Origin of the sequence: Staphylococcus sp. HMSC065D05 (genome assembly GCF_001813195.1) — a bacterium.
In the GTDB taxonomy this organism is placed as follows: Bacteria; Bacillota; Bacilli; order Staphylococcales; family Staphylococcaceae; genus Staphylococcus; species Staphylococcus epidermidis.
The window spans coordinates 24,678-37,679 of the sequence record NZ_KV811736.1 but is presented as its reverse complement, the minus strand read 5'-3'; the positions used below and the strand labels follow the sequence as shown (position 1 = coordinate 37,679).

At 33.2% G+C, this 13,002-nt stretch carries 8 protein-coding genes; 2 read left to right on the top strand and 6 right to left on the bottom strand.

All coding sequences use genetic code 11. The features are described from left to right. Positions 1 to 172: 172 nt before the first annotated feature. The 3 genes from HMPREF2897_RS03340 to parE all read right to left on the bottom strand — a co-directional run bounded on the left by HMPREF2897_RS03340 (position 173) and on the right by parE (position 6,235). The gene (locus tag HMPREF2897_RS03340; protein WP_002446372.1) at positions 173 to 1,630 is read right to left on the bottom strand and encodes a glutamine transporter AlsT; all 1,458 of its coding nucleotides are present in this window, start codon (positions 1,628 to 1,630) and stop codon (positions 173 to 175) included. Positions 1,631 to 1,841: 211 nt separating this feature from the next. Then, positions 1,842 to 4,244, bottom strand: a complete 2,403-nt coding sequence (gene parC, locus HMPREF2897_RS03335) for a DNA topoisomerase IV subunit A (protein ID WP_002475188.1) — start codon at positions 4,242 to 4,244, stop codon at positions 1,842 to 1,844. Next, complete coding sequence (parE, locus tag HMPREF2897_RS03330) at positions 4,241 to 6,235, bottom strand: DNA topoisomerase IV subunit B (RefSeq protein ID WP_002446370.1); 1,995 nt, start codon at positions 6,233 to 6,235, stop codon at positions 4,241 to 4,243. Before parE ends, parC begins: the two co-directional genes overlap by 4 nt. 209 nt (positions 6,236 to 6,444) lie before the next feature. On the opposite strand from parE, the gene plsY reads away from it, so the two are divergent. Both plsY and HMPREF2897_RS03320 read left to right on the top strand, forming a co-directional pair. After that, complete coding sequence (gene plsY, locus HMPREF2897_RS03325) at positions 6,445 to 7,053, top strand: glycerol-3-phosphate 1-O-acyltransferase PlsY (protein WP_002439653.1); 609 nt, start codon at positions 6,445 to 6,447, stop codon at positions 7,051 to 7,053. A gap of 243 nt (positions 7,054 to 7,296) precedes the next feature. Next, on the top strand, positions 7,297 to 7,593 hold the full coding sequence (locus tag HMPREF2897_RS03320; protein ID WP_002446369.1) for a HesB/YadR/YfhF family protein: 297 nt from the start codon (positions 7,297 to 7,299) through the stop codon (positions 7,591 to 7,593). Between the two features lie 48 nt (positions 7,594 to 7,641). On the opposite strand, the gene menI is transcribed toward HMPREF2897_RS03320, so the two are convergent. The 3 genes from menI to HMPREF2897_RS03305 all read right to left on the bottom strand — a co-directional run bounded on the left by menI (position 7,642) and on the right by HMPREF2897_RS03305 (position 12,998). Continuing rightward, positions 7,642 to 8,109: a 1,4-dihydroxy-2-naphthoyl-CoA hydrolase MenI gene (menI, locus tag HMPREF2897_RS03315; protein WP_002446368.1), complete on the bottom strand. Its 468-nt coding sequence runs from the start codon at positions 8,107 to 8,109 to the stop codon at positions 7,642 to 7,644. A gap of 122 nt (positions 8,110 to 8,231) precedes the next feature. After that, entirely contained in the window at positions 8,232 to 10,937 is a 2,706-nt protein-coding gene (gene acnA / locus HMPREF2897_RS03310) for an aconitate hydratase AcnA (protein WP_002475187.1), read from the bottom strand. Between the two features lie 420 nt (positions 10,938 to 11,357). Beyond that, a complete protein-coding gene (locus HMPREF2897_RS03305; protein WP_070592667.1) occupies positions 11,358 to 12,998 on the bottom strand; it encodes a BCCT family transporter in 1,641 nt (546 codons plus the stop codon). Between the last annotated feature and the right edge of the window lie 4 nt (positions 12,999 to 13,002).

Genomic DNA, 13,002 nt, shown 5'->3' with positions numbered 1-13,002 from the left:
TTATTAAAATTATAATGCTTAATACCTAAATTGAAAAGGAATCTATTTTGAAAGTTTTTACTGTTATATAGAGATTGAATCAATGACATCAATACTTTAAATCTTGCCAAAAATAAAGCGACTTGATACATCAAGGGATATGTATCAAGCCGTTATTTTATTGATTTATTCACTATTTTTTTGGCATTTTTGCATGTTGTCCCCAAGTCTCAATGCCAAATAAATTTATTTCTAAGTTTTCGGGTTTAAACACAGGTCTCTTACCTTCTTTACGCTGTCTTTGATAATCTTTCATCACTGCAAACGCAATATTCGACAAACCTATAATTGATATGATATTTACTATTGCCATAAGACCCATAAATAAATCGGCAGTACTCCATACTGTTTCTGTTTTAGCAACAGCACCTACAAATACTAAAAGTACTACAAAACATCTAAAAATAAATAATATCATCTTATTGTTAGATAAAAATTCGATATTGGATTGACCATAGTAATAGTTACCTACAACAGATGAAAATGCAAATAAGGTAACTGCTACAGTTAGGAAAATACCTCCTGCTGAACCTAAATGTTCGTTCAACGCTGATTGTGTAACTGCTACACCTTGAGGCGCGCTATCACCAAATTGTAAACCAGAATATAATAAAATCATAATTGCTGTAGCTGTACAAACAAGCATAGTGTCAAAGAATACACCTAATGATTGAATTAAACCTTGTTTAACGGGATGAGGCACAGCAGCTGTAGCAGCAGCATTAGGTGCAGATCCCATACCAGCTTCGTTTGAGAATAAACCACGTTTAATACCTTGAAGAATAGCTGCTCCTACAGCACCACCAGTAACCTGCTGAACTCCGAATGCACTTTTGATAATAGTGCCAATCATAGGTACAATTTGATCTATATTGAGTAATAAAATGATTAAAACCATACCTATATAAACAATAGCCATAATAGGCACAATAAGTGAAGATAGTGTAGCTATGCTACGAACACCACCAAAAATGATAATACCTGTAATAACTGCAAGTACTATTCCAGTAATTACTGGGCTAATATTGTATTGAGTATTTAATGATTCAGCAATTGTATTTGCTTGAACAGTATTAAATACAAAAGCAAATGTAACTGTAATTAAAACAGCAAATACAATTCCAAGCCATTTTTGGTTAAGTCCTTTTGTTATGTAATAGGCTGGTCCGCCACGGAACCCACCTTCTTTGTCATGTACCTTATAAACTTGCGCAAGTGTTGCTTCCATAAATGCACTAGCTGCACCAATAAAAGCAATAACCCACATCCAAAAGACTGCACCGGGACCACCAAGAACAATAGCAGTTGCAACACCGGCAATATTTCCAGTTCCTACTCTTGACCCAGCACTAATCGCAAAAGCTTGAAATGGTGAAATACCCTTCTCACCACTACTTAAAGTTTCTGGCTTTTCAGTTAATGCTCTAAACATCTCTGGTAACATTCTGAGTTGAATAAATTTAGAACTAATTGTAAAGAAAAAACCTGCTGTTAATAATAATCCAATAAGATATTGAGACCAAATTAAGTCATTCCCGACTTGAACAAATGTTTTAAACCAGCCAGGAATTAAGTTATCGAAATCTTGCAAAACGAATCCCTCTCATCCACTTAAATTTATCGTTTTAAATACACCAAGAGATTTATGCTTTAATTTCATTAACAAAGATTAAACATTCATATTAACAATAAATGTATATTATCACTTTGATAGTTCAAATTAGACATAAATCCCTTGGGCTCATTTTAGTTGCTATTATTAATTTTTATTTTATCATTTTATTTTGTGATTGCATATACTTTTACTCTAGAATCATACTTTCTACTTCTCCAAAATCATCAGTATCAATAATAAATGATCCATTCGTATATTGTTCAGATAAGTGTACATCATCGATTTTACCATATTCTTCATGATGTTGAGAGAATACAACATATTTCATGTGATTTTCTTTAACTACTGCACCCGCCACAATCCGATGCGGTTTTTTCTTTAATTCTTTTAGTAAAGTGATTCCACGTTGTGCGCGTTTAGCTTCTTGAAGAACATTAAAATCAATACGCTTCATAGCACCACGTTGTGTAACCATTATTATGGAATCTGAATCGTTCACATCTTCTGTCATAACAACATAGTCTTCATCTTTAAGATTAATTGATTTAACACCAGCTGCTCTTAAGCCTGTATCCGATAATTCATTAGTTGAATAAGTTAATGACATGCCTTTATGCGTTAGAACAGTAATTAACTGATCAGTCTCTAATCGAACGACATTAATAAGTTTATCATTGTCTTTAACCTTCATATTTATGAGTGGTTTATTAAAACGAGTAGTTTTAAATTGTGAAGCGCTACTTTTCTTAATCATGCCGTTTTTAGTAGCCATAATATAAAAGGCTTCATTTTTAAAATCTTTTTCGTTGTATACATTTACTACTTCTTCATCTTCATCTATTGGCACAATTTGTGATATGTGTTGACCAAGCTCTTTCCAACGGATATCGGCTAATTTATGAACAGGTATAAACAAATATCTACCTTTATTTGTAAATACAAGAACAGTATCTTGAGTATTCACGGCTTCATGTTTTAATAAGCGGTCACCGTCCTTCAAACCGATTTCAGTCACACCGCTTGCGTTAAAACTACGTGTAGATGTACGTTTTATATAGCCATGTTGTGTCAAACTTAAAATCACTTCTTCACTAGGCACCATAACTTCTTTATCAATTTTGATTTCGGAAATTTCAGCTTCGATTGTAGATAGTCGATCCACTTTAAATTTCTTTTTAATTTCATTTAGTTCATCTTTAATTACTGCTAAAAGCGCCTCATGATTATCTAAGATATTTCTTAATTCTTTTATTAAAGCTTCTAACTCTTCATGTTCTTTTTTCAAAGCTTCAATGTCAGTATTTGTTAATCTATATAGCTGTAACATGACAATAGCTTCTGCTTGAGCTTCAGTAAAGCCATATTCTGCAACTAAATTATCTTTGGCATCTTTTTTATTTTTAGAATTACGTATCAATGCAATAACTTCATCAAGTATAGATAAAGCTTTCATTAATCCTTCCACAATATGCATACGTTTTTCAGCTTGCTCTAAGTCATAGCGCGTTCTATTTGTAACCACTTCAATTTGATGATTTAAATAACTTTCTATAATTTCACGTAATCCCATCAACTTAGGGCGGCCTTCACTAATAGCAACCATATTAAAATTATATGAAATTTGTAAATCCGAATTCTTATATAAATAGTTTTTGATTGATTCGCTATTAGCATCTTTTTTTAATTCGATTGCAATTCGTAATCCAGTTCTATCAGTCTCATCTCGAACTTCTACAATACCATCAACCTTTTTATCAGCACGTAATTCGTCGATTCTTTTAACTAAACTACTTTTATTCACTTCATAAGGAATTTCAGTCACAATTAATTGTTTACGTCCACTTCTTAAAGGTTCTTCATCTACTCGTGAACGCACGACAACCCTTCCTTTACCAGTCTCATATGCTTTTTTTATACCTTCTATTCCTTGAATGATACCACCTGTAGGAAAGTCAGGCCCTTTGATATATTTCATCAGCTGATTAATTGTAATATCAGGTTGATCGATATACTTCAATGTACCTTGTATCACTTCGGCAAGGTTATGTGGCGGGATATCAGTAGCATATCCAGAAGAAATCCCCGTAGATCCATTAATTAATAAATTAGGAAATCTCGCTGGTAATACCATTGGTTCCAAAGTTGTGTCATCATAGTTTGGAATAAATGATACTGTTTCCTTATTAATATCCCTTAATAGTTCTTCTGATAATTGACTAAGTTTAGCTTCTGTGTAACGCATAGCAGCTGGAGGATCGTTATCGATACTACCATTATTCCCATGCATTTCAATTAGAACATGACGTAACTTCCAATCTTGACTTAAGCGCACCATAGCATCATATACTGAAGAGTCTCCATGAGGATGATACTGACCTATAACATCACCGACAGTTTTCGCACTTTTACGGAAATTTTTATCATACGTATTACCACTAGAATACATTGCGAATAGTATACGTCGTTGTACTGGTTTTAAACCATCACGTACATCAGGTAATGCACGTTCTTGAATGATATATTTACTATAACGTCCAAATCGGTCACCAATAACATCTTCAAGTGACAAATCTTGAATTATCTCACTCAATTCGTTTCCTCCTCAATATATTTTTCATTCTCCAGTATTTGGACTTCTTTATTATCCAAAATACTTTGATCTTCTTGCATACCAAATTCAACGTGTTTTTCAATCCACTCTCTTCTTGGGGCAACCTTATCCCCCATCAAAGTAGTGACACGTTTTGATGAACGAACTTCATCTTCAACTTGAACTCTAATTAATGTTCGAGTTTCTGGATTCATTGTAGTTTCCCATAATTGTTCTGGATTCATCTCACCAAGACCTTTATAACGCTGTAATGTGAAACCTTTTCCTAATTGTTTTTGTAAATTTTCTAATTCTTCATCAGTCCAAGCGTACTCAACTTTTTTATTCTTACCTTTACCTTTTTCTAATTTGTATAAAGGCGGTAACGCAATAAAGACACGTCCAGCTTGAACAAGTGGTTTCATATATTTAAAGAAAAATGTAAGCAATAATACTTGAATATGTGCACCATCCGTATCAGCATCTGTCATGATAATAATTCTGTTGTAATTACTATCTTCAATTTTAAAGTCAGTACCAACACCAGCACCAATAGTATGAATAATCGTATTAATTTCTTCATTTTTAAAAATATCCTCTAAACGTGCCTTTTCTGTATTAATCACCTTTCCACGAAGAGGTAAAATAGCTTGGAATTTACGGTCGCGTCCTAATTTTGCAGAACCTCCCGCTGAATCACCCTCAACTAAATATAACTCGTTTTTATCAGTATTTTTACTTTGCGCAGGAGTTAACTTACCTGATAGCAATGTATCTTTACGTTTACTTTTCTTTCCGGAGCGTGCATCTTCTCTAGCTTTACGAGCAGCCTCGCGTGCTTGTTGAGCTTTAATTGCTTTTTTAACTAATGATTTAGATAATTGGCCCTTTTCTTCTAAGTAATATGGTAATTTCTCTGAAACAACAGAGTCTACAGCACTCCTTGCTTCTGAAGTGCCAAGTTTTGATTTCGTTTGCCCTTCAAATTGAAGAAGTTCTTCTGGTATACGTACTGAAATAATCGCTGTTAAACCTTCACGAATATCATTACCGTCTAAATTTTTATCTTTATCTTTCAGTTCGTTTATACGACGTGCATATTCATTAAAAACACGAGTCATCGCTGTTTTGAAACCAACTTCATGAGTACCTCCATCCTTTGTACGAACATTATTTACAAAACTTAATATGCTCTCAGAGTACTGATCATTATATTGGAATGCTACGTCTACCTCTATTCCATTGGAATGCCCTGCAAATGTAGTAACATCATGTAATACTTCTTTACCTTCATTGACATAACTAACAAATTCTTTAATTCCTTCTTCATAATGGTAAATTTCTTCTCGTTCTTTTCCACTACGTAAATCAGTAAGTGTAATTTTTAAATCTTTAAGTAAAAATGCAGATTCTTGTAAACGCTCACTTAAAATATCAAAATTAAAAGTCGTCGTTGACTTAAATATTTCTGAGTCTGGTTTAAATGTAACTTTAGTACCTGTTTTTTTTGTTTTTCCAGTTTTTACTAAGCCTGTCGCTGGAATACCACCATTTTTGAAATTTTGGGTGTAGATATTACCATCTCTATGAATTTCAACTTCAAGCCATTCACTAAGGGCATTTACAACAGAAGCACCAACCCCATGGAGACCTCCAGATGTTTTATAACCCCCTTGTCCAAACTTACCTCCAGCATGTAAAACAGTAAATATAACTTCTGCAGTAGGTTTGCCAGACGCATGTATACCTGTTGGCATACCTCGACCATTATCTTCTATAGAAATACTACCATCCTGATTAATTGTTACTGTAATTGCATCACCATAACCATTTAATACTTCATCGACGGAGTTATCGACAACTTCATATACAAGATGATGTAATCCTCGTTTATCAGTTGATCCAATGTACATACCAGGTCTCTTTCTAACTGCTTCTAGTCCTTCAAGTACCTGAATTGAATCATCTGAATAATTATTTTGTTTATTCATTGCCAATGATTTCGCCCTCCTACAAACGTACGTTCGTTATTAAAACTATACAATAGTTATTCTTATATAAATTCACCTAAATTGCAAGTGTCATTTAAATTACTAAGTTGTTTGAGTAACTTTATTGAATTAAATTAAATTAACAATGTTCTAATTAATATTGAGTGTGGTAGAATGAAGCTAAGTTTCTAAAGGATGTGTAAGTTTTTATGATGATCATCGTCATGTTAATCTTGAGTTATCTGATTGGTGCATTCCCAAGTGGGTTAATTATTGGTAAATTATTTTTTAAAAAAGATATAAGACAATACGGTAGTGGAAATACTGGAGCAACTAACAGTTTTCGTGTTCTTGGAAGACCAGCCGGATTTATAGTTACGTTTTTAGATATTTTCAAGGGATTTATTACAGTCTTTTTTCCACTATGGTTCCCAGTTCATGCGGATGGTGTTATAAGCACCTTCTTTACAAATGGTTTAATAGTAGGATTGTTTGCAATACTCGGTCACGTGTATCCAATATATCTGAAATTTAATGGCGGAAAAGCAGTAGCTACCAGTGCAGGAGTTGTATTAGGTGTCAATCCTATTTTACTTCTTATATTGGCAATTATCTTTTTTAGTGTATTAAAAATCTTTAAATATGTTTCTTTATCAAGTATCATTGCAGCAATTAGTTGTGTGATCGGTTCAATTATCATTCATGATTATATTTTACTTGCTGTTAGCGGAATTGTTTCAATCATATTAATCATTCGACACAAATCTAATATAGTTAGAATTTTTAAAGGAGAAGAACCTAAAATTAAATGGATGTAACTCAAATTTCTAATTGTTTAGAGCCTGGGACTTCAAATCAATGTTCCAGGCATTATTAATATATTAGCGATTAATAACTTAATGGGCAAAATAAAATAAAGACTTAAAATTTTGAAAAGATTCATTATTTTCTATGAATTTATATTTACTCGATTACAATAAAAGAGCATATCAAATGTATTATGCTATCATGCCTTTAAAATTTAGATAAATAAAAATTTAAAAAAGTAAGGTGATAACACTATGAATATAAAATTAACTCAAAAGGCAGTAGAATGGTTTAAAAACGAATTGGATTTACCTATAAGCAATAAAGTTCTTCAGTTTTATGTAAAATATGGAGGAGAATTCCAATTAAAACAAGGATTTAGTCCAGCGTTCACCGTAGAAAATAAAGATGCTATTGAAATAGGTTTTGAACAAACATTCTTCGAAATAAATGTCGTTATTGCGGAAAAAGATTTATGGTATTTTCAAGATGAAACACTAACAGTAGATGCAATCGATCATGAAGATGAGATCATCTACAAACGAAATTAATATAATTATACATATAAAAAAAGAAGCGATAAACCACTTCGCTTCTATTTATAAATGATCAGTGCCAAACGTAACCTCAGCATCTTTACCTTCTTTATTTAACTGGTTAACCTTACTATAAGTCTCATGCCACTCAGGAAAATATCTATCCAGGCGTATGGGTTTAAATGTATCTGCTTTAATACAGATAAGCTCTGTTGAACCAGTCGTAGCTAATTCTCCATTTTCATTATAAACCTCATAACAATACGTTGAACGTAATCTAGAATATTTTTCTACCCATGTTTTTACTGTAACCTTTTCAGGATAGTAAATTGATTTTTTATATTGCACTTTTAAATCTACAACTGGTGAAATAACACCTTGTTCTTCCATAGAGGCATAACTGAAGCCAAGTTTTCTTATATAGTCAGTTCTCGCAACTTCAAACCATGTTGCGTAGTTACCGTGATAGATAACCCCCATTTTATCCGTTTCTTGATATCTTGCTTCAATTTCAGTCAAACTGTATATCATTGGAGTAATCCTTCTTTCAACTTTAACTTATTCTTTCAATTAAGGATAACATAAAGCAGTCATACCAACACAATAGTTAGCATGACTGCTTTGAATTAATAATGAGTCAAAATTATATTAAATTACTGCGCGAGTTTATTTCTTAATACCATTTGTAAAATACCACCATGACGATAATAGTCTAATTCTACTAGTGAATCAAAACGTACAATAACTTTGAAATTAATGATTTCACCATTTTCTTTTTTAGCAGTCACATTTACAAGATCATGTGGTTGTACATCTTCATTAATGTCTACAGATATTTCTTCTTTACCATCAAGACCTAGTGTTTCTGCAGATTCTCCTTGTTGGAATTGAAGCGGTAATACCCCCATCATAACTAAGTTAGAGCGATGAATACGTTCATAACTTTGTGCTATGACAGTTTTAACGCCTAACAAATTCGTACCTTTTGCAGCCCAGTCACGAGAAGATCCCATTCCATAGTCATTACCAGCTAAGACAACTAAGCCAGTTCCATCTTCTTTATATTTCATTGCTGCATCATATATAGGCATTATTTCTCCGGTAGGCCAATATGTTGTAAATCCACCTTCAGTACCTGGAGCAAGTTGGTTTTTGATACGAATATTGGCAAATGTACCACGTACCATTACTTCGTGGTTACCACGACGGGAACCATAAGAGTTAAAGTTGCGAATTGCAACATCATGATCTAATAAATATTTACCTGCTGGTGTATCTTTGCCGATAGCACCTGCTGGAGAAATATGGTCTGTTGTAACAGAATCACCAAATTTACCCATAACTCTCAAACCTTTAAGCGGTTCAATTTTACCCGGCTCTTTAGATAATCCTTGGAAAAATGTTGGATTTTGAATATATGTTGAATTAGGATCAAAATCATATAATGGTTCATCGGTTACATCTATTTCATTCCACATTTCATTGTTATGATATACATTTTTATATTCTTCTAAGAATAGTTCAGGTGTAACAACTTTATCTACAGTATCAGAAACTTCTTGTATTGAAGGCCAAATGTCTTGTAAGTATACATCTTTACCATCTTTGCCTTTACCAATTGGTTCATTTTGTAAATCAATATCTACTGTACCAGCAAGCGCATAAGCTACAACAAGTTGTGGTGATGCTAAATAGTTTGCTTTCACTAATGGGTGGATTCGACCTTCAAAATTACGATTACCTGATAAGACTGAAGTTACTAATAAATCTTCATCTGCAACTGCCTTTTCAATTTCAGGCAATAGTGGCCCTGAGTTACCAATACATGTAGTACAACCATAACCAACAAGGTTGAAACCTAAATCATCTAAATATTGTTGTAATCCAGAATCTCTCAAATACCCTGTAACAACTTTTGAACCTGGAGCAAGTGACGTCTTAACGAACTCTGGTACTTTCAATCCTTTTTCTACAGCTTTTTTAGCAACTAAACCAGCACCTAACATAACATATGGGTTAGAAGTGTTAGTACATGAGGTAATAGCAGCAATTGCGATATCTCCTGTTTTCATTGTAGCTTTAGATCCATCATTAAAATTAATTTCTGCTTTTTTATCAAATTCACTTTGATCAAGTCCATGACCTTGATTACCAGCAGGAGCTGTTACTGATTTTTCAAATTCTTTTTTCATATCACTTAAGAAAATTAAATCTTGTGGACGCTTTGGACCAGAAAGTGATGCCTCTACTGTAGATAAGTCTAAATCAATAACATCTGTATATTCAGGGTCCTCTTTTTCAACATCAAAGAACATATGGTTTTGTTGTAAATATTCTTTAACCAATTCAATATGTTCTTCGTCACGGCCAGTAAGTTTCATGTATTTCAATGATTCTTCATCTACTGGGAAGAAACCACACGTTGCACCATATTCTGGGGCCATGTTAGCAATTGTAGCTCTGTCTGCTAATGGTAAGTGTTGAACACCTGGACCAAAGAATTCAACAAATTTTCCAACCACACCTTTTTTACGTAATTCTTCAGTCACACGTAAAGCCAAATCGGTAGCTGTTGAACCTTGTGGTAAAGAGTGAGTTAAACGCACTCCGATAACTTCAGGAATTGGGAAATATGACGGTTGCCCTAACATACCTGCTTCGGCTTCGATACCACCAACGCCCCAACCTAGAACACCAATACCATTTATCATTGTAGTATGTGAATCAGTACCAACTAAAGTGTCAGGAAATGCTGTTTTTTCACCATCAACATCTCTTACATGTACAACATTTGCTAAATACTCTAAGTTTACTTGATGGACAATACCTGTAGCAGGAGGTACTGCATTATAGTTATCAAAAGCTTTTGTTGCCCAGTTTAAGAATTGATAACGTTCATAGTTACGTTCAAATTCTAATTTCATATTACGTTCTAATGCTTCTGGATTAGCGTAACTATCGACTTGAACAGAATGGTCGATAACTAAATCTACAGGTACTTCTGGGTTGATTTTATTAATATCCCCACCAACATCATTCATAGCTTTACGTAATGAAGCCAAATCTACTACTGCTGGCACACCTGTAAAGTCTTGTAAAATAACACGAGAAGGTTTGAATGGAACTTCACCTTCGTTACCTTCATTACCGAATTCACTTAATGCTTTGATATGATCATCAGTTATAACAAAATCATCCTCTTGTCGTAACACAGATTCTAACAATACGCGAATTGAATATGGTAATTTAGAAATTTTAGTTAGCCCTTTTTCTTCTAATGTTTGTAAGTCATAGTAAGTATATGATTGACCATTTAATTCGAATTGTTTCTTTGCTTGTTCTTTAATATTAGAAGCCATTTTATATCCCCCTTGATATTTATATATATTTATATGCCGTTAATTAAATTGTATTATTATATGTTTATCAAAACAACTATGTACCTTTAGAAAACGCTTTATTTTCATTTCGCTTTTGTAATCAGTTTATATAAGAAAAACTTATCGTAAGATATTAGCGCAATAAGTAAATGTTATTAATTGAGAATGGTTATCAATAATGAACATCATTTTAAATATCAAACTACTATTCGGTTTCTTCATACAAATTGAATGAACACAAACTTATAAGCGTATGCGCTCAAAAATGAAATGATATCAATTTGATACTGTATCTATCAGCAGATATAATAATAAAATTTTAGTAGTGAGATATTAGTGATTTTTATAAAAAAACCTGAGACAATTTTGTTTGTCTCAGGTTTATAAAGCAATTACACTTTATTCTTCTTTTTCTTTATTTCTTCTAACTTCTCTTTTTTCTAGAATATCTGTTTCATAATCTTCTTGTTGATATTTAACATATTCTTGTAAACGATGTTTATTTGGCGTAAGTGTTAATCCAAGGAATTTACGTTCCTTATTTGCATCTTTGTAGAAACTTATCATCATCATTATGACGACGAATGAGAATGGGAAAGCACTTATAATGGCAGCACTTTGAATAGCATTCAAGGCTTTAGAGCCATCTCCTCCACCAGCTAATAATAGTACAAAGGCAATAAGTGCTTGCGCAACTCCCCAAGTTACTTTAACTAGACTACTTGGATTTAATGATCCAAATGTAGTTTGCATACCTAATACGAATGTTGCTGAGTCAGCTGAAGTAACAAAGAAAGAAGCAATAAGCAATAATGCAATGATAGATAAAACAATACCTAACGGAATATGGTTGAATACACCAAACAACTGCGTTTCAGGTGACATTTTAAAGAGATCCGAATGTTTTTTACCAGTTTCAATTCCTAATACGCCGAAAACACTGAACCATATAAAACTAACAAGTGCCGGTACTAATAAAACACCTGAAATAAATTCCCTTATAGAACGACCTTTAGATACACGTGCGATGAATACACCAACGAATGGACTCCAACTTAGCCACCAACCCCAATAGTATAATGTCCACGTTGACATCCATTCACGCTTTTGACCGTTTAACGCAGCGGTATCAAAACTGTTAAATAAGAATGAATTTAATAAACTACCTGTAGAACTTGTCATCATATTTAAGATTAAAACAGTTGGTCCAACAATTAATGTAACAATCATTAATACCGTACCAAGACCTATATTTAAATTACTTAAATATTGAATTCCCTTGCTTAAACCTGACCAAGCACTAGCAATAAATAAAATTGTTACAATAACAATAATAATACCTTGAACAAAAGTGTTGTTCGGCACGTCAAATAAATAATGTAAGCCACCATTAATTTGAAGCGCGCCCATACCTAGAGATACAGCTACACCAACTAATGTAGCAAAAACAGATAATACATCAATTAAAGTACCTATTGGTCCTTCAACTTTATCTCCCAATAATGGACGTAAAGTTCTAGAAATTAATCCAGGTTCTCCTTTACGGAATTGAGAATAAGCTAAGGCTAAAGCTACCACACCATAAATTGCCCATGCGTGGAATCCCCAATGGAAAAATGTAGATCTTAAAGACTCAGTGTATGCTTTTGTCGTTTCAGGATCAGCTGTTGGTGGAGCTGCAAAATGTGCCATAGGTTCAGCTGCACCATAGAATACTAAACCAATACCCATACCAGCACTGAATAGCATTGCGAACCAAGAAATTGTATTAAATTCTGGTTTGTCATTAGGTTTCCCTAATTTAAGTTTCCCAATTGGACTGAATATCAAGAAAATACAGAAGAATACAATTACTGTTGTTAAAATAAGGTAATACCAACCCAAATTATTAGTAATCCACATCTTAGCTGTATTAGTAACGCTATCGAATTTCTCAGGCCAAACAGCACCGATAATCACTACTATAGCTGCAATAATTGAACTATAGATGAAAACCGAAGAAAACTTTTTATTTTTCTTCTCTTGTGAAGAAGAATCCATAATT